This window comes from Muriventricola aceti (genome assembly GCF_025567565.1).
Taxonomy (GTDB): Bacteria; Bacillota; Clostridia; order Oscillospirales; family Oscillospiraceae; genus Lawsonibacter; species Lawsonibacter aceti.
This window is the reverse complement of record NZ_JAOQKF010000006.1, coordinates 106,684-127,739: the sequence shown is the minus strand read 5'-3', so window position 1 is coordinate 127,739 and position 21,056 is coordinate 106,684. Positions and strand designations below refer to the sequence as shown.

The window sequence follows — 21,056 nt, the reverse complement described above, 5'->3', positions numbered from 1 at the left end:
AGGGGGCGAAACTGCCGGGAGCTCCCCGGACATAGTTGGATATACCTATTCTATCAGTGCCAACATAAGGAGAATCAAATGTCGATTCACACAGAACAAGAAAGACAAGGGGCTTGCCAAAAGGGTTTTAAGACCATGTGCGGTGGACAGGCTCTGATTGAGGGCATCATGATGCGGGGCCCCAAAAAGCAGTCTGTGGTGGTCCGCCGGCCGGACGGAGAGCTGGAGATACAGGAGAAAGATATTAAGCTGATCCGGGACCGATATCCCATCCTGGGGCTGCCCCTGATCCGCGGCGTGGTCACCTTCTGCGACTCCATGTACAACGGAGTGACCGCCCTGATGTTTTCGGCGGATTTCTACCCTGAGGACGGGGAGGAAGAAGAGCCCTCCAGATTTGAAAATTGGCTCAACAACAGGCTGGGCAGCGAGAAGGCCACCGCGTTCTTCACTACCTTGGCCGTGATTTTGGGCATCGGGATGTCCATTGCCCTGTTTTTTCTGCTGCCCACCCTGCTGGGCACAGCGGTCCGGTTTTTTACCCCGTCTATGCTGGTTCGGAACGTGGCGGAGAGTCTGTTGAAGATCGTAATTTTTGTGGGCTATCTGGCCCTGTGCTCCCGGATGAAGGAGATGAAACGGGTATTCTCCTACCACGGGGCGGAGCACAAGACTATCTTCTGCTATGAGGCTGGGCTGCCCCTTACGGTGGAGAACGTGAGAAAACAGCCGCGGCACCATCCGCGCTGCGGTACCAGCTTCCTGTTTATGGTCATCGCGGTCTCCATTTTAGTGTCCACAGTAGTTTTTGCCATCTGGCCGGTGGAGAATGCCATTTTACGCTTTCTTGCCCACCTGGCGATGCTGCCCCTTATCGTGGGCATCAGCTATGAGTTTAATCGTTGGGCAGGCCGCCATGACGGACCTGTGACCAAGCTCCTTACCGCCCCCGGCCTGTGGCTTCAGAACTTCACTACCTTCGAGCCGGATGACTCCATGATCGAGGTGGGCATCCGGGCCCTGGAGCTGGTCCTGCCGGAGAAGCAGGGGGAGGACGCCTGGTAGCGCCAAAGGAAAGCGGGCTCCGTTTTGATAGGCCGTCTCCGGCCGTTAACGGGAGCCCTGTGCGCCTATGTCCGTATACAAATAAACGGGGAAGGTGATAGTATGGCCACCACCTATAACAATCTGTTTCTGGATACTAGGGCCCGGCTGAAAAAGGCCGGAGTGGAGGGGGCCCAGCTGGAGGCCAGAGAAATCCTGTGCTACGCCTCGGACAAGAGCCGTGAGCAGCTGTACCGAGATATGTCCCTCTATGTGTCCGCCGAGCTGGAGCGCCGGGTAGAGGAGCTGGTCCAGCGCCGTCTGGCTGGGGAGCCGGTGGCCTATATCATCGGCGAGTGGGAGTTCTATGGCCTGCCGCTCAATATCTCCCAGGATGTCCTTATCCCCCGGATGGACACCGAGGTGCTGGCCGAGCGGGGGATTTTGAAGGCACGGGAGGCCGGCGAGGGGGCCAGAGTGCTGGACCTATGCGCCGGGAGCGGCTGTGTGGGGCTGGCGGTGGCCGCCAATGCGCCCAACTGCCGGGTGGTGCTGGCGGAGCTGTCCGAGGGAGCCCTGCGGCTGTGCAAGCAGAATGTCCGCCGCAATGACCTGAACTCCAGAGTCACCTGCTTATCCGTCAACGCGATGGAGCCGCCCAGCTCCGCACTCTGGGATTTTGACGCCATCGTCTGTAACCCCCCCTACATACCTACCGCGGACATTCTGGGTCTGGAACACTCTGTCCGGGACTACGAGCCCCATATGGCTCTGGACGGCGGCGAAGACGGGCTAGACTTTTACCGCTTCATTTCCGCCAAATGGAAATCCGCCCTCCGGCTGGGAGGCACCCTGCTCTTCGAGGTGGGGATCGGCCAGGCGCCCGAGGTGGAGGAGATCCTGGCCCGAAACGGCTTTGAGGACATTAAGACCACAGCCGATACCCAGGGGATCTGGCGGGTGGTGGAGGGGACCATCAACAGCTGAGGTAGAACAGGGGGCCGCCCCCCCACAAAAAGTACCGTTTATCGGATAGATAAAAGGGTAATATATGGGACAGACAGAGGCCGGCGGCTGAGAGCCGCCGGCGAGAAAGGAAAGATGTACATGGCTGCTAAAAAACCCGTGGTGGAGTCGGCAACTCCCGCGTCTGACAAGAAAAAGGCACTGGAGACCGCTATGGCCCAGATCGAGCGGGCTTATGGCAAGGGCTCTATCATGCGCCTGGGAGAGAATGCCGATGTGGTGGTGGACTCCATCCCTACTGGCTCCCTGTCCCTGGATATCGCCCTAGGCATTGGCGGCGTTCCAAAGGGCCGCATCATCGAGATCTACGGGCCGGAGTCCTCCGGTAAGACCACCCTGGCCCTCCACATTGTGGCCGAGGCTCAGAAACGGGGGGGAGAGGTGGCCTTTATCGACGCGGAGCACGCCTTGGATCCCGGCTATGCCAGGGCCTTGGGGGTGGACATCGACTCCATGCTCATCTCCCAGCCGGACACCGGCGAGCAGGGATTGGAGATTTGCGAGGCTCTGGTCCGCTCCGGAGCCATCGACGTGGTGGTGGTGGACTCCGTGGCCGCTCTGACGCCCCGGGCGGAGATCGAGGGGGACATGGGGGACAGCCATGTGGGCTTACTGGCCCGACTGATGAGCCAGGCCCTGCGCAAGCTGGCCGGCTCCATTTCCAAAACCAACTGTATCGTTATTTTTATCAATCAGCTCCGAGAAAAGGTGGGGGTCATGTACGGCAACCCCGAGGTGACTACCGGCGGTCGGGCGCTGAAATTCTACTCCTCAGTGCGTATCGACGTGCGGCGGGTGGAGGCTCTGAAGAACGGTTCTGAGATCATCGGCAACCGCACCAGAGCCAAGATCGTGAAGAATAAAGTCGCGCCCCCCTTCCGGGAGGCGGAGTTTGACATCCTCTACGGCGAGGGCATCTCCAAGTGGGGCGAGCTGGTGGACCTGGCGGTCAAGCTGGATATCGTCCAGAAGTCCGGCTCCTGGTTTGCCATGGGTGAGCTGCGCCTGGGGCAAGGCCGGGACGCGGTGAAGCAGTATCTCCAGGACCACCCGGAGCTGGCCGAGGACATTGAGGCCCAGGTACGGGCCAACGCCTTCAAGCTGATGAGCAAGCAGGCCCAGATTGCCGCCAGGGCCGCCGGGCGGGCGGTGGATGTGGCTGCGGACGATTTCGAGGATGGAGAGGACTAAGTGGTCATCCAGGAGTTGAAGCCCTCCAAGCGGGTCCAGGGCCGGTGGCTGGCTGTGCTGGAGGACGGCTCCATCCTGCGTCTGGGGGAGAACGAAATCATTGATTTTGCCCTCTGCGCCGGGAAGGAGCTGACCGAGGAGGAGGCCGAGGGACTGATGGCCTCTCTCCACCGGAGCGGCCTGAAGGAGAAGGCACTGTCCCTGCTGGCAAGAAAGCCCCAGTCCCGAAAGGAACTGGAGCGAAAGCTGTCCCAGTGGGAGGCCACCCAGGAGGAGGCCGCCGCCATCTGTGAACGGATGGCGGAGCTGGGCTACCTGGACGACGCGGCTTACGCTGCCCAAGTAGTCCGCTACTACTCCGCTAAGGGATACGGGGAGCGGAAGCTGCGGGACGAGCTGTATTGCCGGGGCGTCCCAAGGGAGCTGTGGGAGGATGCCCTCGACCAGGCGCAGGACTCCTCCACGGCCATCGACGCCTTCCTGACCAAAAAGCTGGGGGGCAGGACGCCTGACCGTCAGGAGCTGAAGAAGCTGTCTGACGCCCTGGCCCGCCGGGGCTACCACTGGAGCGAGATCAACGAGGCCCTGGGGCGCTGCGGGGCGGAGGTGGAGCTGGACTAGCTGCAGCAGTCCTCCAGCATGGAGAGCATCAGCTGGGCCCCGGTCTGAAAGCCGTCCCGGTAACTCTTGAGCTCCGTGCGGGTGAGGACCAGCCGAAGCTGCCGCAGGAACTCTTGGTTGAACTGCTCGCCCATAGCCGGAGCGATGCGCTCCAACTGCTTCTTCAGGCTGGACGGTATGTTCTCAAGGGGGTTGACCGGGGGATCCCGCAGGCTTTCGCCCAGGCAGAGCGCGGAGATATAATCGTACATAAATAAAACACCCTTTCTTACCTTTGAGTAGATTATAGTCTACTAAAAGGTAAATGTCAAGGAGCATTTATGACAAATTCAAATGTGTTCGGCAGCCGTTTGCTTGCATTGAGAAAACGGGCGGGCCTGAATCAAAAGGAACTGGGAGAAGCGATTGGGCTCTCACACAAAGCAATCAGTACGATAGAGAGCGGAGCGCGGGGAACGACCATTGATAAATTGGTTGCTCTTTCCTGCTATTTTCATGTCTCCACAGATTATCTTCTGGGAATTACAGATGACCCTGCCTGGCGGGGGAAATAAATGATAAACGGAGCGATCCTATGACTTATAAAGTAGCGTTTGTGTCTCTGGGCTGCGCCAAGAATCTGGTGAATACCGAGCAGATGATGGCCCTGTGCCGCCAGGCGGGCCACATCGTCACCGGCGATCCAGAGGGGGCCGATGTGGCCGTCCTCAATACCTGCGGCTTCATCGAGTCTGCCAAGAGCGAGGCCATTGACAACATCCTGGAGCTGGCTCAACTGAAGGACCAGGGTAAGCTGAAGAAGCTGTTAGTGGCGGGCTGTCTGAGTCAGCGGTACCCCGACGATATCCGTGCCGAGCTGCCCGAAGTGGATGGGATGCTGGGCACCGGCAGCTACAGCGACGTGGTGGCCGCCGTAGAGGAACTGATGGAGGGGGAGAAGGCGGAGCACTTCGGCAACATCCACCGCACTTATGAGGACGGCGAGCGCATTGTCACCACGCCCCCCTACACCGCCTATCTAAAGATCGCCGAGGGGTGCAGCAATGGCTGTGCCTTCTGTATCATCCCGAAACTCCGTGGTCGCTATCGCAGCCGTACCGTAGCGTCGTTGGTGGCTGAGGCCAAAAAGCTAGCCGCCTCCGGGGTGAAGGAGCTCATCGTCATTGCCCAGGACATTACCCGGTATGGCCTGGACCTGGAGGAGAAAGCCACTTTGGCCCAGCTGTTGAAGGAGCTGTGCCGGCTGGACTTCCACTGGATCCGACTCCACTACCTCTATCCTGAGGCCGTCACCGATGAGCTTATCCAGGTCATCGCCTCTGAACCCAAGATACTCCACTATCTGGACATCCCCATCCAGCACTGCAACGACAACATTTTGAAGGCCATGCGCCGCCGAAACACCAAGGCGGAGATACGGGCCCTCTTCGCCAAGCTGCGGGCGGCGATGCCGGACGTGGTCATCCGTACTTCCCTGATCTGCGGCCTGCCTGGAGAGGGGGAGGAGGAGTTCGAGGAGCTGTGTGCTTTCCTGCGGGAGGAAAAGATCCAGCGGGCCGGTGTGTTTCAGTTCTCCCCCGAGGAAGGCACTCTGGCCGCCGCCATGGAGGACCAGGTGGATGGAGAGGTAGCCGCCCGCCGGGTAGAGCTGGTGGTGGACCTCCAGTCCCGGATCATGGACTCGTACAACGAAGAACGCCTGGGAACAGTGATGGAAGTGCTGTGCGAGGGCTTTGACAGTCAGGCCGGCTGTTACGTCGGGCGCACCTATGCCGACTCGGTGGATATCGACGGCCATGTGTATTTTACCGCCGCCGGGCTGGTGCCCGCGGGGGAATTTGTCAAGGTGCGTATCACCGGCGTGTCTGATGGAGATTTGACCGGCGAAATTGAGGACTGATACAAACGCGGCGCTGGATGAAGCGTGATTTTGGCTGACGCAGAATAAAGTGAGATTTTATGTTGAATCCAGCTTTGTCCAGTGCTGATAATGTGCACATATATGTGATCTGGGTGTCCTTGCTCGATAATAAGCTGTTCCAGCTCTTGAAACAAAAGGGCCTGAAAAAATATGTCATTAGAGAGGATAAAGCGGCTGAGGTGTCTGATCTGGAGACTATACACACGGAAAAAGGTCTATGTGGAATCCCGCGTCATTGAATACCTCTGCGCTTACCTGGATGATCAATTCGAGGACATTGATAGAGTATGTTCCGGAAAAAGAGGAGAAACGATAAGATGAATACCGCCAACAAGCTGACTTTGCTGCGGGTCGTTATGATCCCGCTGTTCCTGCTGGTCCTCTATCTGGATGTGCCTGGGGCGAACTATTGGGCCTTGGCCATTTTTGTGATTGCCAGCCTCACCGATACCCTGGACGGCTATATCGCTCGCCACTATAACCAGACCACTGACTTTGGAAAGTTTATGGACCCTCTGGCGGACAAATGTCTGGTCACCGCCGCCATGCTCTGGTTTGTAGAGATCGGCCAGATGCCCGGCTGGGCGCTGCTGGTGGTCATCATCCGGGAGTTCGGGGTGTCTGGCCTGCGTATGGTGGCCGCTGACAAAGGCAGAGTCATCGCCGCCGGCTGGTCCGGCAAGGTAAAGACCGCCTCCACTATGGTGTGCATCGTGCTGATGCTGTTGCCCATCGCCCCCTGGGTCAACAATATCTGTGTGGCTGTCATCGTGCTGGCTACCATCTATTCCGGCGTGGAATACTTTATGAAGAACCTGGACGTATTGGCCGATGTGAAATAGACCAGTAATATGGAGGAAGCGGCTATGTCGGAAAAAGCGGTGCGGTCCCCTGTCAGAGATATCCTGTTCCGCCTGGTCCTGGTGACGCTGGCGTCGCTTATCATCGCCGTCAATATGAAAAGCTTTGTCCAGGCCGGCGACCTGTTTCCCGGCGGCTTTACGGGGCTTGCCCGTCTGACCCAGCGCGCGGCTTGGGAGTTTTGGGGAGTAGACATCCCCTTCTCGCCAGTATATCTGCTGCTCAATGCGGTGCCCGCCGCTATTAGCTTCAGGTTTGTGGGAAAGAAGTTTACCCTCTATTCCTGTCAGTGTATTGTCCTGGTCAGCATTTTCACTGACCTGGTGCCTACCATCCCCATTACAGAGGACCTGCTGCTGATCTGTGTGTTCGGCGGCTTGGTCACCGGTTTCGCGGTCAGCCTCTGCCTGCGGGCCAGAGCCACCAGCGGAGGTACTGATTTTATTGCTATCGCCCTGTCCGAACGGAAGAATATCGATGCCTGGAACTATATTCTGGCGGGCAATGCGGTGATGCTGACGGTGGCCGGACTGCTTTTCGGATGGGAGCGGGCCCTGTATTCCATCATTTTCCAGTTTACCAGCACTCAGACCATCCGTCTGCTGGACCCGGACAGCGGCCGGGCCACCCTGTTTATCGTCACGGGACGGGAAACGGTGGGGGGCGTGTGTGCCCAGATACAGGATACCCACCATACCGCTACTTTGATCGAGGGGGTTGGCCTGTACAATGGGGAGCCCTGCGTCATGATCTATACGGTGGTCAGCGTGGGAGAAAGCAAGGGCCTGGTCCGTAAGGTACGTCAGGCCGACCCCAAAGCCTTTGTCAATGTCATCCGGACTGAGCGGGTCCACGGGAAGTTCTATCGAAGGCCAAGGGATTGAAAAAGAAAGGGCGCTGTGTGCCGCGGCACACAGCGCCCTTTGGTATATCCGGTCAAAATAGACAAAAGGAAGAGAAGAAGCTGATTTGCAGATGTTGACCCGTAGTGGGGGCCTCATCTGGGAAAATCGGGAAAAAAAGGGGCCTGTCCCTATCTATGCTTCAGATTTTCACGGAGCAGGATCTGATCGCTGCTCTGATACTCCTTGGCATACCGGCCGGGCGTGACCCCGGTGAGATGGCCAAAGGTGCGGATGAAATGAGAGTTGTCTGAGAAGCCGGACAACTCCCCGGCCTGCTGGACGCTGGTGCCCTCCTGGAGAAGCTGGCGGGCCCGCAGTACCCGGCTGTAGATGATATATTCCATTACGGAGAAGCCAGTGGCCGCCTTGAAGACGCGGCATAGATAGTGTTTGCTGATGAAAAACTGGCTGGCGATCTGATCCAGGGACAGGGGCTCGGACAGGTTGTCCCGGATATAATCTAGAATGGGGGCCACCCGGAGGAAGTCCTTGTTGTGGATGGCCTCTCCGGCAGTGGCGGCATTCAAGGTAGGAGCTACCCGAATCAACAGATTGAGCAGGGCCACCATTTGATGGATGTCGCTGCCGAAGGAACCGTCGTTTTTATTGCGCTCCAGGGCCTGGAACAGCTCGATGATCTCGGTCATCTGCATACCGTTCAGGTTAGCCCGGCGGAAGGAGTCGTGGGTGAGCTGGGTGAAATCGGTTTGAACGGTGGACAGTTGCATCAGGGATTTACGGCTGATGTGGAGGACATACCTGGCGTGCGCCCCGGTGGCCATGGTCCGGTGGAGGGTGTTCTCCCCAATGAGGTACAGGGTGCCCCGGCGAAGGGGGTACACCTGGTCGTTGACAAAGATGTTGCCGGGGCTGGTCAGAGGGAGGAGGAGTTCGAAGTGGTCATGAAAATGGAGCCGGCTCATGTTCCAGGTGTCGTTGTGGTTGAGCTGCAGATGAAACTCCACATTGGTCATACGGCAAACCTCCGTTTGTATGGCTCATTTCTCAGGGCAAAGCGCCCCTGGAAGGCCCCCCCGGCCGGCGTGGGGGAGAGGGCCAGGAGCATTATAGCACAGCAGGCGAAGATATGCAAACTTTTTGATAAATTAAAGATAGACCTCTTGTGTCAGTTGTGTTAAAATAATAGCCGATATAGAGCGCATATCAGTACCTTGAAAATTTGAGAAAAAGAAGCGAATGAAAAAATCTTTTGTAATGGGGGTTTTACCATGAACAAAGTGTATTCCTTGCATGACGCCGTGGCGAAATTCGTCGAGAACGGAGATTGTATCTGCTTCGGCGGCTTCACCACCAACCGCAAGCCCTATGCCGCTGTGAGTGAGATCCTGCGCCAGGGTCAGAAGGACTTTACTGTCTGGGCCGGCCCCGCCGGCGGTGATTGGGATATGATGATTGGCGAGGGCCGCGTCAAAGCGTACATCAACTGCTACACCGCCAACTCCGGCTATACCAATGTCTCCCGTCGTTTCCGTGCTGCCATCGAGAAGGGCGAACTGACCTATGAGGACTATTCCCAGGACGTCCTGATGCTCCAGCTCCACGCCGCCTCCCTGGGCCTGCCCTTCCTGCCTGTCCGTCTGATGCAGGGCTCCGGCCTGATGAAATACTGGGGCATCAGCGAGGAGCAGCGCAAGACCATGGACAAGGTAGACGACCTGAAGTGCGTCGAGATCGAAAATCCCTTCAAGCCTGGCGAGAAGGTGGTGGCCGTCCCTGTGCCCAAGCTGGACACCGCCATCATCCACGTGCAGAAGGCCAGCCCCGACGGCACCTGTATCGTCGAGGGCGACGAGTTCCACGATGTGGATATCGCCGTGGCTGCCCGCAAGGTCATTGTCACCTGTGAGGAGCTGGTCAGCGACGAGTATATCCGCCGCGACCCCACTCTGACCCGTATCTTCGGTGAATGTGTCTCCGCCGTAGTCCACGCCCCTTATGGAGCCTGGCCCTCTCAGTGCTATAACTACTATGACAACGACTCCCATGCTTTGAAGGAGTATGACAAGGCATCTAAGTACCAGGATGCCGAGGACGCCAAGGCCCAGCTGGCCAAGGCCGCCGCCAAGGCTGAGAAGGCCGCCGCCGCCAAGCCTGAGGATGAGAAGCTGGCCGAGGCTGCCGCCAAGGCCAAGAAGGCCGCTGACGATGCCGCCGCCGGCATCGCCATCCCTGAGACCTTTAAGGACTATGTAGACAAGTGGGTTTACTCCGTCAAGGACCACGATGAGTTGCTGGATAAGGTGGGCGGTTCCCGTTTGATGCGGTTGAAGAACGAGCCCCATCTGGGCTACTCCACCAGACACTAAGAACAGGGAGGTACATAGACATGGCTGATTATACCAAGTATACCAAGCAGGAGATGCAGGCTTACGCCATCGCCAAGAACATCAAAGAGAACCAGATCGTCATTGTGGGCACCGGTCTTCCACTGATCGGCGCCTCCCTTGCCAAGCGGGTGGTATGCCCCTCCTGCCACCCCATCGTGGAGAGCGGGCTGATGGACTGTTCCCCTGTGGAGGTCCCCCGCTCTGTGGGTGACAACCGCTTTATGGCTCACTGCGCTGTCCAGTGGCCCAACGTGCGCTTCATCGGGTTTGAGGCCAACGAGTGGCTCCACGACGAGGACCGGCTCATCGCCTTTATCGGCGGCGCCCAGATCGACCCCTATGGCAATGTGAACTCCACCTGTATCTACGGCAAGGGTGACTACATCAAGCCCCAGACCCGGTTTACCGGCTCCGGCGGCGCCAACGGCATCGCCACCTACTGCAACACCATTATCATGATGCAGCACCAGAAGCGCCGCTTTATGGAGAAGATCGACTACATTACCTCCTGCGGCTGGATGGATGGCCCCGGCGGCCGCGAGCGCGCCGGCCTGCCTGGCAACCGCGGCCCCCAGATGGTGGTCACCGATCTGGGCATTATGAAGTTCGATGAGGAGACCAAGCGGATGTACCTGGCCTACTACTATCCCTTCTCCTCCCCTGAGATGGTTCAGGAGAACACCGGCTTCGAGGTGGATGTGTCCCGCGCCCAGCTCTTTGAGGGCCCCTCTCCCGAGATCATCAAGGTCATCCGCGAGGAGATCGATCCCGGTCAGGCCTTTATTAAGGTTCCCAAGGAATAAAAAATAAGCTGCTGATGGGAAGAAATGCTTTCTTTCGGACCGTGTTCCCCTGCCCGTACTGCCGCCGACACAAGTGTTGATCGGGGGCGTCGGCGACCCAATACAATTTATGGTCGCCTGGGTGGCACGGCGCGCATCAGAGATGATACGATATAAAAGGAGGAAATTACATTGGGTAACTATTCCATGCCCCGCTATTTCCAGAACATGCCTGTGGTGGGCAAGCCTGTTAAGGTCAACGCCGAGAACGTGGCCGAGCTGAGGGCCATCGAGGACGACATCCACGCCCATATTGTAGACGCCCTGTCTGCCGGCAAGGCGGACGAGGACATGAACGCCAAGGGACAGCTCACCGCTATGCAGCGTGTCGCGCTGCTGGTGGACGCCGGCACCTGGTGCCCCCTGAACAGCCTGTACAACCCCGAGCACAACAAAAACGGCTCTACCTCCATCGTAAAGGGCCTGGGCCGGGTCAACGGCAAGTGGTGCTGCATCATCGCTTCCGATAACAAGAAGCACGCCGGTACCTGGGTTCCCGGTCAGGCGGATAACCTGCTCCGTGGCTCTGATACTGCCAAGCGGCTGCGCATCCCTCTGATCTATCTGCTGGAGTGCGCTGGTGTGGAGCTGGACAAGCAGGAGAAGGTGTACCCCAACCGCCGGGGCGGCGGCACCCCCTTCTACCGCAACTCTGAGCTGAACCAGATGGGTATTCCCGTTATCGTAGGCATTCACGGCACCAACCCCGCCGGCGGCGGCTACCACTCCATCTCTCCCACCGTGTTGATCGCCCATGAGAAGGCCAATATGGCCGTAGGCGGCGCCGGTATCGTAGGCGGCATGAATCCCAAGCCCCATGTGGATATGGAGGCCGCTCTGGCCCAGATCGAGGCCACCAAGGGCCTGCGTGCCGATCCTCCCGGATCCGTCTCCATCCACTACGGTCAGACCGGCTTCTTCCGCGAGGTGTACGCCGATCAGGAGGGGGTCATCGCCGGTATCAAGAAGTATGTGGATATGCTGCCCACCTTCGACCTGGAGTTCTTCCGTGTGGACGCGCCCCAGTCCCCCGCCATGTCCGATATCGAGCTGTACGACCTGGTGCTGAACAACAAGAACCGTCCCTATGATATGTATTCTGTCATCGGCCGCCTGTTTGACGGCAGCCAGTTCATGGAGTACAAGAAGGGCTACGGCCCCGAGATGATCACCGGCATCGCCAAGGTGGACGGCCTGCTGGTGGGCGTGGTGGCCAATCAGCAGGGCGTGTTCCCCAACTACCCTGAGTATAAAGTGGCCAAATACGGCCAGTCTATGGGCGCGGGCGGCAAGCTGTACCGCCAGGGGCTGATCAAGATGAACGAGTTTGTCACCCTGTGTGCCCGTGACCGCCTGCCTATGATCTGGATTCAGGATACCACCGGCATCGACGTGGGTGACGACGCCGAGGTGGCCGAGCTGCTGGGCCTGGGCCAGTCCCTGATCTACTCCATCCAGAGCAGCAAGCTGCCCATGATGGAGATTACCCTGCGCCGCGGCACCGCCGCCGCCCACTATGTCCTGGGTGGGCCCCAGGGCAACGACAACAACGCCTTCTCCCTGGGCACCGCCGCCACCGAGATCAACGTCATGAACGGCAAGACCGCCGCCAACGCCATGTACACCGGCCGTCTGGCCAAGGACCAGAAGGCGGGCAAGGATCTGCAGCCCACCATCGACAAGATGAACGCCTTGATCGACGACTACGATGTCAAGTCCAAGCCCCTGTTCTGCGCCCAGGCCGGTCTGGTGGACGAGGTGGTGGACCTGCCCATGATGCGCAACTACATCGTGGCCTTCACCGACTCCTGCTATCAGAATCCTGAGAGCATTTGCCCCTTCCACCAGATGCTGCTGCCCCGGACCATCAAGGACTACGACGAGGGCCACCGGTGATCTGACACCTGCGCTATCATCCGGCCGGGGAGCTGCCCAGCCGGCAGGTCCCCGGATGCGGGTGTGGATGGGATCGATGGGGGAGCGGCCTTTTTGCCGCGCTGCGATCCGGCCGATCTAAGCAATACAAGGAGAAATTGACCGTATGAGTATCTATACCCTTGGGATCGATATCGGTTCCACCGCTTCCAAATGCATTATGCTGGCCGATGGCAAAGACATCGTCGCCAAGTCCCTGATTCCCGTGGGTGCCGGCACCAGCGGGCCCCAGCGGGCTATCTCCCAGGTGCTGGAGAACGCGGGCAAGGCACGGGAGGAGATGAGCTATATCCTGGCTACCGGCTATGGCCGCAACTCCCTGGAGGAGTTTGCCGATCAACAGATGAGCGAGTTGAGCTGCCACGCCAAAGGGGCCTCCTTCCTTTTCCCTGAGGTCCGCACGGTTATCGACATCGGCGGCCAGGATGTAAAGGTCCTCCAGATTGAGAACGGCGTGATGACCAACTTCGTTATGAATGACAAGTGCGCCGCTGGCACCGGCCGGTTCTTGGACGTCATGGCCCGAGTGCTGGAGGTGAAGGTGGAGGATTTGGGCACTCTGGGCGCCCAGTCCACCAAAAACGTGGGCATCAGCTCCACCTGCACGGTTTTCGCCGAGAGTGAGGTCATCAGCCAACTGGCTCAGGACACGGATAAGCGGGATATCATCAACGGCATCCACCACTCTGTGGCCAACCGGGTGGCCGGTTTGGCCCACCGGGTGGGCATTAGGGACCAGGTAGTTATGACCGGAGGCGTGGCCCAGAACATCGGCATCGTCAGTGCTCTGGAGGAGCAGCTGGGCCACACCATCCATACCTCGCCTCTGACCCAGTATAACGGCGCCCTGGGCGCCGCCCTGTTTGCCTATCAGAAGTATCTGAAGGAGCAGAAGGGATGAAACAGATCTTCTTTGGAATCGCGCTGATTTTGTTTGCGCTGGTCTTACTGCTGTCGGAGATATGGCTCCCAATTGTGGGAGACCTGATGAGCAGGGGAGAGTTTGCGGTTTTGATAGCGGTCATCGGTCTGGTGATTGCCGGAATTGGCGCATTCAAAGAGAAGTAACGCAGTATGGCCGCTGTCTCGGCGGCCGATTGCAAAATTGATTTTCCGGTAAGGAGGAATTTACAATGGCTAAAGAAGTAAGTCCTGGCGTAAAGGCTCTGCGTAAGGTCGTTGAGGACGTCTACGCCGACGCCCGTGTGGCCAAGAAAGAGGGCAAGCTGGTGGGCTGGTCCAGCTCCAAGTTCCCCTGTGAGCTGGCCGCCGCCTTTGACCTGAACGTAATGTACCCTGAAAACCAGGCCGCCGGTATCGCCGCCAACCGGGACGGCGAGATTATGTGTCAGGCCGCCGAGGACCTGGGTTTTGACAACGACATCTGCGGCTACGCCCGTATTAGCCTGGCCTATGCCGCCGGCAAGCGCGCCAGCCGCAAATTTGACCCTGAAACGCTGGAGTTTGTCATCAACCCCAACAGCGGAAAGCCCCTGAAGGACGAGAACGGCAAGGTGGTCATCGACCCTGAGACTGGCAAGCCCAAGAAGGATCCCAAAACCATGCAGCCTTACACCGTGCTGGATGACATCTATGAGATCGAGGCTCTGCCTGAAACCACCGAGAAGGAGATCGCCTATAAGAACTTCCGCCGGGAGGCCATCAAGCCTTACCGCCAGATGCGCATGCCTCAGCCCGACTTTGTGCTGTGCTGCAACAACATCTGCAACTGCATGACCAAGTGGTATGAGAATATTGCCCGTATGTGCGATATCCCACTGATCATGATCGATATCCCCTATAACAATACGGTAGAAGTAGACGATACCTATGTGGCCTATATCCGCGGCCAGTTTGACAACGCTATTCATGACCTGGAGAAGCTGACCGGCAAAAAGTTTGACGAGAAGAAGTTTGACGAAGCCTGCGCCAACGCCAATCGGACCGCCAAGGCCTGGCTGAAGGTGTGCGACTATCTGCAGTACAAGCCCGCTCCTTACTCCGGCTTCGACCTGTTCAACCACATGGCCGACGTTGTGACCGCCCGCGGCCGTGTGGAGGCTGCCGAGGCTTTTGAGCAGCTCTCCCGCGATTTGGATGAGGCCATCAAGGAGGGTAAGTCTACAACGCCCTTCCCGGAGCAGTACCGCGTCATGTTCGAGGGTATCCCCTGCTGGCCCAAGCTGCCCTCCCTGTTCAAGCCCTTGAAGGAGCATGGTGTCAACGTCACCGCCGTTGTGTACGCCCCCGCTTTCGGCTTCGTGTACAATAACATGGACGAGATGGTCCGCGCCTACTGCAAGGCCCCCAACTCTGTGTGTATCGAGCAGGGCGTGGATTGGCGTGAGGGCATCTGCCGGGACAACAAGGTGGACGGCGTGCTGGTCCACTATAACCGTTCCTGCAAGCCCTGGTCCGGTTACATGGCCGAGATGCAGCGCCGCTTTACTAAGGATCTGGGTGTGCCCTGCGCCGGCTTTGACGGCGACCAGGCCGATCCCCGTAACTTCAACGAGGCCCAGTATGAGACCCGTGTCCAGGGCCTGGTAGAGGCCATGGAGGCTAACAAAGCTGCGAAGGAGGCTGCTGAGAAATGAGCATCGAGGTACTGCTGAATCAGTTTAAGGAGGCCTCCGACCACCCCTATCGTCGGATCAAGGCCTATAAGGAGCAGGGTAAGAAGGTCATCGGCGTCCTGCCCTATTACGCCCCTGAGGAGCTGGTCTATGCCGCTGGGATGGTGCCCATGGGCATCTGGGGCAGCAACAGCAAGACCATCGCCCAGGCCAAGGAGTATTGTGCCACCTTCTACTGCACCATCGCCCAGTTGGCGCTGGAGATGCTGCTGGATGGCACACTGGACGACCTGGACGGCCTGATTACCCCCACCATTTGTGACACCCTGCGCCCCATGAGCCAGAACTTCCGGGTGGCTATGGAGGGCAAGCTGCCCTGCATTTTCCTGGCCCACCCTCAGCACCGCAAGCCCGCTTTCGGTCTGCAGTTCTGCGTGGACCAGTACACTCATGTGAAGAACGAGTTAGAGAAGATCTCCGGCGCTCCTATTACGGACGAGGCGTTGCGGAATGCTATCAAGGTGTATAACCGCAGCCGGGCCGCCCGCAGGGAGTTTGCCAAGCTGGCCGGCCAGCACCCTGATGTAATCTCCGCTGTCAACCGTTCCGCAGTCTTCCGCTCCTCTTGGTTCATGCTGAAGGATGAGCACACCGATCTGCTGGAGCGGCTGAACGCGGAGCTGTCCAAGCTGCCCGCCTGCAACTGGAAGGGTAAGAAGGTGGTCACCTCCGGCATCATCTGCGACAACCCCAAGCTGTTGCAAATCTTTGACGACAATAAGATCGCCATTGTCGCCGACGATGTGGCCCATGAGAGCCGTCCCTGTCTGGTGGACGCTGCTGAGACCGGCGACCCCATGATGGCGCTGGCCCAGCAGTTCGCTGATCAGGACTACGACGTGCTGCTGTACGATGAGCACTCTAACCAGAACCGCCGTGGCGAGTTTGTGGTCAAGCTGGTCAAGGACTCCGGCGCTCAGGGTCTGGTCCTGTTCATGCAGCAGTTCTGCGACCCCGAGGAGATGGAGTATCCCTACCTGAAGAAAGCTCTGGATGGGGCGGGCATCCCCCACATCAAGCTGGGTGTGGACCAGCAGATGCGGGACTTTGGCCAGGCCAGCACCGCGATCCAGGCATTTGCCGACGTGCTGTAAAGTTTCTATATAGATATTTTTATCTCATTTACCCGGACCTTGACATAAGACGGATAAAACTGGTATAATATCCACGATTTTAAGTTCTCTCCCGCCTCTAAAACAGGCGGGAGAGAACCATAAGCCGTGAATACTGGAGTAGAAATACCCGTGTCAGTATTTAAGCGGCCGATTAATAAATTGTAAAGGGGAAAACAAGCTATGAACTACAACGTTACAGTGAACGGCAAGGTTTACAGCGTGACCGTGGAGAAAACTGGCGCCGCCGCTCCCGCGGCCGTTGCTCCTGCCGCCGCCCCTGTGGCTGCCGCTCCCGTGGCCGCCCCTGTGGCTGCTCCTGCCGCCGCTCCCGCTCCCGCCGCTACGCCTGCTCCCGCTGCGGCTCCTGCCGCCACCGTGGCCGCCGGTGAGACGGCAGTCAAGAGCCCCATGCCTGGCAACATTTTTAAGGTGGAGTGCTCTGTGGGCCAGTCCGTGAAGGCAGGCGATGTCCTGGTGGTTCTGGAGGCCATGAAGATGGAAATTGAGGTTTCCGCACCTGTGGATGGTACGGTCAAGGCTGTTTCTGCTGTGGTAGGCACCGCTGTCAATACGGACGATCTGCTGGTCACTCTGGGTTAAGGGAGGACTATGATCTATGCCTAATGCAGATATCGCAATCCTGAATCCATTTGAACCGCTTTCAGTCCCGGAGGCGCTAATGGTCGCCGTTTGTGGTCTGCTTGTGGTATTCCTGATGCTGGCCATCCTGATGCTGGTTATCATGGTTATTTCCAAGATCGTGAACGCCATCGAGGGAAAGTCTGCCGCTCCCGCTCCGCAAAAGAAAGCCGCCCCCGCGCCCGCCCCGGCGGCTGCGCCTGCCGCACCGGCTGTGGATGAGGGTGAGCTGGTTGCGGTTATGATGGCTGCGGTTGCTGAGGAGTCCGGGATGGCGCCCAACTCCTTCCGCATCACCAATATTGCCGCCGCCCCTGCGGCTCCTGCCGCGGCTGCCCCTGTGGCTGCCGCCCCTGCTCCCGCCGCTACGCCTGCTCCGGCCGCGGTTCCGACCGCAGCCGCCCCCGTTGCGGTGGCGGCTGGTGAGACAGCGGTCAAGAGCCCTATGCCCGGCAACATCTTTAAGGTAGAGTGCTCCGTAGGCCAGTCCGTAAAGGCAGGCGATGTCCTGGTGGTTCTGGAGGCCATGAAGATGGAAATCGAAGTTTCCGCCCCTGCGGACGGCACCGTCAAGTCCGTTTCCGCTGTGGTGGGTACCGCTGTCAATACCGATGACCTGTTGGTCACCATCGGTTGAAAGGAGGGGTAAAGTATGAATTTTGTAACGGAAGTTTTGACTAAGATCATGCAGGGTTCTGGCTTTGCCGCTCTGGATTGGAAAACCGCGCTCATGCTGTTTATTGCCTGTGTCCTGCTATATATGGGCATTGGCAAGGGCTTCGAGCCTTTGTTGCTGGTTCCCATCGCCTTTGGTATGCTGCTGGCTAACCTGCCGGTCACCGGGCTGTTCAACGAGCCCGTCTATGATGCCGCCACCCACAGCGGAACGGTGGGCTTTATGTGGGTGCTCTATCAGGGCGTCCAATACGCCATATACCCATCCATTATCTTTATGGGTATTGGCGCTATGACGGATTTTGGCCCTCTGCTGGCCAACCCCGTATCTCTGATGCTGGGCGCCGCCGCCCAGTTGGGTATCTTTGCGGCCTTCCTGATGGCTTTGGCTCTGGGTCCCATTACCAACGGCCTGATCAGCTTTACTCCCGCTGACGCGGCCGCTATCGGCGTGATCGGCGGTGCTGATGGCCCGACGGCCATTCTGACGGCGTCGAAGCTGTCTGTGAATCTACTGCCGGCGATTGCCATTGCGGCTTATTCCTACATGGCTCTGATACCTCTGATCCAGCCTCCGCTGATGAAGCTGATGACCACCAAGAAGATGCGTCAGGTCAAGATGAGCCAGCTTCGTGTGGTTTCCAAGACGGAGAAGATTATCTTCCCCATCGCTGTAACCATCTTCGTGGTGCTGTTGATCCCCGATACAGCTCCTCTGATCGGTATGCTGATGCTGGGTAACTTGTTCCGTGAGTGCGGCGTCACCGAGCGCCTGTCCGATACTGCTCAGAATGCTCTGATCAACATCGTGACCATTCCTCTGGGACTGTCTGTGGGCTTTAAAGCCACTGCTGATCAGTTCCTGACTCCCCAGACTCTGGGTATCGTTGCTCTGGGCTTGACTGCCTTCCTGCTGTCTACCGCTGGCGGTCTGTTGCTGGGAGACTTGATGTATGTCCTGACTGGCGGTAAAGTCAACCCCTTGATTGGCTCCGCTGGTGTATCTGCGGTGCCTATGGCCGCCCGTGTTTCCCAGGTCGTCGGCCAGAAGGAGAATCCCACGAACTTCCTGCTCATGCACGCTATGGGCCCCAACGTGGCCGGTGTTATCGGCTCCGCTTGCGCTGCTGGCTTTATGATCAAGGTATTCGGTGGCTGATCCTCTGTTTGATAAGCAGGGCGGCCCCACGGCAAACGCCGTGGGGCCGCTTTATTTTAAAAATAATTCCGAAGGCCAAGGTAATTTGGAAGAAAAAATTATGAGTGTAAAGAAAAAAAGAAATTAGTCAAAAAATTTGAATAAAATGGTTGCATTTTAAATCTGACTGTGCTATAATAACCAAGCTGTCAAGAGGAAATCCTCTTTGCGGTATGCGGCTGTAGCTCAGTTGGATAGAGTGACTGGCTACGAACCAGTAGGTCGGGGGTTCGAATCCCTTCAGCCGTACCACGTCGGAGCAAGCTATAATGGCTTGCTCCGACTTTTTTTAAAGTCAAAGCGCACCTAAATAGTTGCTTCTCATCTTCAGATAGAACTCTTGGTTGTTGAGGTGCTTTAGGGCCGCCGATTTGTGGCGCTCTTATTTTATTGAGCAGCAATATCAATTTTAACTATTTTTTACGTCGAAGTAAGTAAGTCTTGCTTCGGCGTCTTTTTTATTGCATCTAAAAATTTTATTCAACTATTGTATGGACTACTTCTTAGGTTTTTCTGTGTTTCCGCCGGAAGGGCGGTTTGTACTTTTGGAGCATTAAATACTCAGAAAGAGGTTGAGCCAATCTGAGTAAGTTATCTTTTTTGCATTTAGCATTCGAACCACACACTAGATTAAGATTTTGCTTTCTTAAACTATAAAGAGTGCGGTTTCTTTCAATTAATTGTTTGGTTTTCATTCAAAAGAGTTTATATGAAATAGATCTGTTGAATATAAAACTTCTTATCAGCCACTGAGTGAGTCTGTCAAAAAAGGACCATAAAAGTTGTACAAAATAAACAAAATTTTAATGAAAAGAATACAGCATTTCTAAAAAGAGGTTATTGCCATACAACTTTATAAAAATTTGTTTTAAATCTGTTGATTCAAAAAATCCACCATGATATATTGAGGACAACAGGTGTGGTGGTCACACACCCCAATTCTGGAAAATTTGTGAAAAAGGAGAATGAATCATGAAAAAGCGTTTACTTAGCTTATCTCTTGCTCTCGCAATGGCCGTTGGCCTGCTGGCTGGCTGCGGCGACAGCGGAAAAAACACCGGAACCAATGACGGAAGCTCTAGCAATTCTAGTACAAGCACCAGCACCCCCTCCACTACTGTCAAGAAGTCCAGCTGGAAGGTGACCTGCCCCTGGGCCCCCTCCGGCGTAGCGGCTATGGTGAGCCAGAAGGCCGCCTCTAAGTCCACTGAGTATTCCGACGCGATCACTCTGGTCGCCGAGGCAATTAAGGGCGACGCCGCCACTGTCAATACCTGGGTCATGGACACCAAGGCCAATGATCCAGAGCTGGTATTTGTGGGCGAGGGCCTGCTGTCTATTACCTCCATCATCGATCCTGCCAAAATGAAGTTTACCGCTGAGGACTTTGCCTATGTGGAAAACCTCTACTCCTCCATCTTTGTGCTCTCCGCCTCCGCTGATTTGAATATCAAGACCATCGCCGACCTGGAGGCCTATGTAGCCGCCGGCAATGAGATCAGTGTGGCTGTCAACGGCGCCACCAGCTCTGAGGCATTCCTGGCCGCAGCCCTGTTCGGAAAGATGGGCGCCGGTGACAAGCTGAAGCTGACTCCCTATCAGTCCGCCGCCGAGGCCGCTCAGGCTGTGGCCAAGGGCGAGACCCAGTTTGCCGTCTCCCACCAGTCCCAAATTCTGGAGACCTATCAGCAGGGCGGCGTGACCATCCCCTGCGCCTTTGATGAGAAGGCTCTGGAGCATGGACCCTTCGCGGGCGTGGAGGGCGTCGGTGAGAAGGGCTATCCCTACTTCCGCAACCGCTGCTTCATCATGGCCCGTGCTGGTACGGACGAGGCCACTGTAGCTGCTCTGAAGGAGCTGTATGGCAAGATCCTGGCCGATGAGGAAGTTGCCGCCTGGCTGCAGGATACTATGCTGCTGGAGGTTGACCCCATGTCCCAGGAGGATGTGGACGCCCATGTGGAGAATGTAAAGAACATCGTCAACGAGTACAAGGATATCGTTGCCGGCTAATCCTGACCAACCACAATAACTGGGGAATGGGATGGGGAAATATCCCACCCATTCCCCGGTTTTATGTGTGTGCAGACTGAGGAGGT

21 protein-coding genes and 1 tRNA gene are annotated in these 21,056 nt (G+C 57.3%); 20 read left to right on the top strand and 2 right to left on the bottom strand.

Going from position 1 to position 21,056, the window contains the following annotated elements; genetic code table 11:
* Positions 1 to 78: 78 nt before the first annotated feature.
* From OCV64_RS08375 to OCV64_RS08360, 4 genes are all read left to right on the top strand, one after another.
* Positions 79 to 1,065, top strand: coding sequence for a DUF1385 domain-containing protein (locus OCV64_RS08375; RefSeq protein WP_262669789.1), 987 nt, complete (start codon positions 79 to 81; stop codon positions 1,063 to 1,065).
* 102 nt (positions 1,066 to 1,167) lie between these two features.
* The gene (prmC, locus tag OCV64_RS08370; RefSeq protein ID WP_147571214.1) at positions 1,168 to 2,031 is read left to right on the top strand and encodes a peptide chain release factor N(5)-glutamine methyltransferase; all 864 of its coding nucleotides are present in this window, start codon (positions 1,168 to 1,170) and stop codon (positions 2,029 to 2,031) included.
* A gap of 120 nt (positions 2,032 to 2,151) precedes the next feature.
* On the top strand, positions 2,152 to 3,261 hold the full coding sequence (gene recA / locus OCV64_RS08365; protein ID WP_186852472.1) for a recombinase RecA: 1,110 nt from the start codon (positions 2,152 to 2,154) through the stop codon (positions 3,259 to 3,261).
* Positions 3,262 to 3,882, top strand: coding sequence for a regulatory protein RecX (locus OCV64_RS08360; protein WP_147571212.1), 621 nt, complete (start codon positions 3,262 to 3,264; stop codon positions 3,880 to 3,882).
* On the opposite strand, the gene OCV64_RS08355 is transcribed toward OCV64_RS08360, so the two are convergent.
* On the bottom strand, positions 3,879 to 4,133 hold the full coding sequence (locus OCV64_RS08355) for a hypothetical protein (protein WP_262669788.1): 255 nt from the start codon (positions 4,131 to 4,133) through the stop codon (positions 3,879 to 3,881). The genes OCV64_RS08360 and OCV64_RS08355 overlap by 4 nt on opposite strands.
* A 69-nt stretch (positions 4,134 to 4,202) precedes the next feature.
* Here OCV64_RS08355 and OCV64_RS08350 point away from each other — a divergent pair, with 69 nt between their 5' ends.
* The 4 genes from OCV64_RS08350 to OCV64_RS08335 all read left to right on the top strand — a co-directional run bounded on the left by OCV64_RS08350 (position 4,203) and on the right by OCV64_RS08335 (position 7,548).
* Positions 4,203 to 4,436, top strand: a complete 234-nt coding sequence (locus OCV64_RS08350) for a helix-turn-helix domain-containing protein (protein ID WP_147571211.1) — start codon at positions 4,203 to 4,205, stop codon at positions 4,434 to 4,436.
* 20 nt (positions 4,437 to 4,456) lie between these two features.
* Positions 4,457 to 5,782 (top strand): 30S ribosomal protein S12 methylthiotransferase RimO, encoded by a 1,326-nt coding sequence (gene rimO / locus OCV64_RS08345; protein ID WP_147571210.1) that lies wholly within the window; start codon positions 4,457 to 4,459, stop codon positions 5,780 to 5,782.
* A gap of 338 nt (positions 5,783 to 6,120) precedes the next feature.
* Positions 6,121 to 6,645, top strand: a complete 525-nt coding sequence (gene pgsA / locus OCV64_RS08340; protein ID WP_147571209.1) for a CDP-diacylglycerol--glycerol-3-phosphate 3-phosphatidyltransferase — start codon at positions 6,121 to 6,123, stop codon at positions 6,643 to 6,645.
* Positions 6,646 to 6,669: 24 nt separating this feature from the next.
* Complete coding sequence (locus OCV64_RS08335; RefSeq protein WP_262669787.1) at positions 6,670 to 7,548, top strand: YitT family protein; 879 nt, start codon at positions 6,670 to 6,672, stop codon at positions 7,546 to 7,548.
* Between the two features lie 149 nt (positions 7,549 to 7,697).
* Here the strand turns inward: OCV64_RS08335 and OCV64_RS08330 are convergent, their stop codons facing one another.
* Positions 7,698 to 8,543 carry an AraC family transcriptional regulator gene (locus tag OCV64_RS08330; protein ID WP_147571207.1) on the bottom strand — a complete coding sequence of 282 codons (846 nt, stop codon included), beginning with the start codon at positions 8,541 to 8,543 and terminating at the stop codon, positions 7,698 to 7,700.
* A gap of 255 nt (positions 8,544 to 8,798) precedes the next feature.
* Between OCV64_RS08330 and OCV64_RS08325 the strand changes: the two genes are divergently transcribed.
* The 12 genes from OCV64_RS08325 to OCV64_RS08270 all read left to right on the top strand — a co-directional run bounded on the left by OCV64_RS08325 (position 8,799) and on the right by OCV64_RS08270 (position 20,970).
* Positions 8,799 to 9,896 (top strand): CoA transferase subunit A, encoded by a 1,098-nt coding sequence (locus OCV64_RS08325; protein ID WP_240287854.1) that lies wholly within the window; start codon positions 8,799 to 8,801, stop codon positions 9,894 to 9,896.
* 20 nt (positions 9,897 to 9,916) lie between these two features.
* Entirely contained in the window at positions 9,917 to 10,720 is an 804-nt protein-coding gene (gene gctB, locus OCV64_RS08320) for a glutaconate CoA-transferase subunit B (protein ID WP_147571205.1), read from the top strand.
* A 186-nt stretch (positions 10,721 to 10,906) separates the two neighbouring features.
* On the top strand, positions 10,907 to 12,655 hold the full coding sequence (locus tag OCV64_RS08315) for an acyl-CoA carboxylase subunit beta (protein ID WP_340405806.1): 1,749 nt from the start codon (positions 10,907 to 10,909) through the stop codon (positions 12,653 to 12,655).
* A 145-nt stretch (positions 12,656 to 12,800) separates the two neighbouring features.
* On the top strand, positions 12,801 to 13,595 hold the full coding sequence (hgdC, locus tag OCV64_RS08310) for a (R)-2-hydroxyglutaryl-CoA dehydratase activase HgdC (protein WP_147571203.1): 795 nt from the start codon (positions 12,801 to 12,803) through the stop codon (positions 13,593 to 13,595).
* Entirely contained in the window at positions 13,592 to 13,762 is a 171-nt protein-coding gene (locus OCV64_RS08305; RefSeq protein WP_186852475.1) for a hypothetical protein, read from the top strand. The genes hgdC and OCV64_RS08305 overlap by 4 nt, the downstream gene beginning before the upstream one ends.
* A gap of 65 nt (positions 13,763 to 13,827) precedes the next feature.
* Positions 13,828 to 15,291 (top strand): (R)-2-hydroxyglutaryl-CoA dehydratase subunit alpha, encoded by a 1,464-nt coding sequence (hgdA, locus tag OCV64_RS08300; protein ID WP_147571202.1) that lies wholly within the window; start codon positions 13,828 to 13,830, stop codon positions 15,289 to 15,291.
* Positions 15,288 to 16,424: a (R)-2-hydroxyglutaryl-CoA dehydratase subunit beta gene (gene hgdB / locus OCV64_RS08295; RefSeq protein ID WP_240287852.1), complete on the top strand. Its 1,137-nt coding sequence runs from the start codon at positions 15,288 to 15,290 to the stop codon at positions 16,422 to 16,424. Before hgdA ends, hgdB begins: the two co-directional genes overlap by 4 nt.
* A gap of 201 nt (positions 16,425 to 16,625) precedes the next feature.
* Positions 16,626 to 17,045: a biotin/lipoyl-containing protein gene (locus OCV64_RS08290; RefSeq protein ID WP_262669786.1), complete on the top strand. Its 420-nt coding sequence runs from the start codon at positions 16,626 to 16,628 to the stop codon at positions 17,043 to 17,045.
* Positions 17,046 to 17,061: 16 nt separating this feature from the next.
* Positions 17,062 to 17,721 (top strand): OadG family transporter subunit, encoded by a 660-nt coding sequence (locus tag OCV64_RS08285; protein WP_147571199.1) that lies wholly within the window; start codon positions 17,062 to 17,064, stop codon positions 17,719 to 17,721.
* Positions 17,722 to 17,736: 15 nt separating this feature from the next.
* Positions 17,737 to 18,918 carry a sodium ion-translocating decarboxylase subunit beta gene (locus tag OCV64_RS08280; RefSeq protein WP_147571198.1) on the top strand — a complete coding sequence of 394 codons (1,182 nt, stop codon included), beginning with the start codon at positions 17,737 to 17,739 and terminating at the stop codon, positions 18,916 to 18,918.
* 214 nt (positions 18,919 to 19,132) lie between these two features.
* Positions 19,133 to 19,209, top strand: a tRNA-Arg gene (locus OCV64_RS08275).
* A 720-nt stretch (positions 19,210 to 19,929) separates the two neighbouring features.
* Positions 19,930 to 20,970 (top strand): tripartite tricarboxylate transporter substrate-binding protein, encoded by a 1,041-nt coding sequence (locus tag OCV64_RS08270; protein ID WP_147571197.1) that lies wholly within the window; start codon positions 19,930 to 19,932, stop codon positions 20,968 to 20,970.
* Positions 20,971 to 21,056: the final 86 nt, after the last annotated feature.

Coding starts and splice junctions, on each gene's coding strand:
- recA (WP_186852472.1), top strand. CDS start 2,152: ATGGCTGCTAAAAAACCCGTGGTGGAGTCGGCAACTCCCGCGTCTGAC.
- prmC (WP_147571214.1), top strand. CDS start 1,168: ATGGCCACCACCTATAACAATCTGTTTCTGGATACTAGGGCCCGGCTG.
- hgdC (WP_147571203.1), top strand. CDS start 12,801: ATGAGTATCTATACCCTTGGGATCGATATCGGTTCCACCGCTTCCAAA.
- hgdB (WP_240287852.1), top strand. CDS start 15,288: ATGAGCATCGAGGTACTGCTGAATCAGTTTAAGGAGGCCTCCGACCAC.
- OCV64_RS08280 (WP_147571198.1), top strand. CDS start 17,737: ATGAATTTTGTAACGGAAGTTTTGACTAAGATCATGCAGGGTTCTGGC.
- OCV64_RS08315 (WP_340405806.1), top strand. CDS start 10,907: ATGCCCCGCTATTTCCAGAACATGCCTGTGGTGGGCAAGCCTGTTAAG.
- gctB (WP_147571205.1), top strand. CDS start 9,917: ATGGCTGATTATACCAAGTATACCAAGCAGGAGATGCAGGCTTACGCC.
- OCV64_RS08305 (WP_186852475.1), top strand. CDS start 13,592: ATGAAACAGATCTTCTTTGGAATCGCGCTGATTTTGTTTGCGCTGGTC.
- hgdA (WP_147571202.1), top strand. CDS start 13,828: ATGGCTAAAGAAGTAAGTCCTGGCGTAAAGGCTCTGCGTAAGGTCGTT.
- OCV64_RS08330 (WP_147571207.1), bottom strand. CDS start 8,543: ATGACCAATGTGGAGTTTCATCTGCAGCTCAACCACAACGACACCTGG.
- OCV64_RS08270 (WP_147571197.1), top strand. CDS start 19,930: ATGAAAAAGCGTTTACTTAGCTTATCTCTTGCTCTCGCAATGGCCGTT.
- rimO (WP_147571210.1), top strand. CDS start 4,457: ATGACTTATAAAGTAGCGTTTGTGTCTCTGGGCTGCGCCAAGAATCTG.
- OCV64_RS08335 (WP_262669787.1), top strand. CDS start 6,670: ATGTCGGAAAAAGCGGTGCGGTCCCCTGTCAGAGATATCCTGTTCCGC.
- OCV64_RS08285 (WP_147571199.1), top strand. CDS start 17,062: ATGCCTAATGCAGATATCGCAATCCTGAATCCATTTGAACCGCTTTCA.
- OCV64_RS08290 (WP_262669786.1), top strand. CDS start 16,626: ATGAACTACAACGTTACAGTGAACGGCAAGGTTTACAGCGTGACCGTG.
- OCV64_RS08375 (WP_262669789.1), top strand. CDS start 79: ATGTCGATTCACACAGAACAAGAAAGACAAGGGGCTTGCCAAAAGGGT.
- OCV64_RS08325 (WP_240287854.1), top strand. CDS start 8,799: ATGAACAAAGTGTATTCCTTGCATGACGCCGTGGCGAAATTCGTCGAG.
- OCV64_RS08350 (WP_147571211.1), top strand. CDS start 4,203: ATGACAAATTCAAATGTGTTCGGCAGCCGTTTGCTTGCATTGAGAAAA.
- OCV64_RS08355 (WP_262669788.1), bottom strand. CDS start 4,133: ATGTACGATTATATCTCCGCGCTCTGCCTGGGCGAAAGCCTGCGGGAT.
- pgsA (WP_147571209.1), top strand. CDS start 6,121: ATGAATACCGCCAACAAGCTGACTTTGCTGCGGGTCGTTATGATCCCG.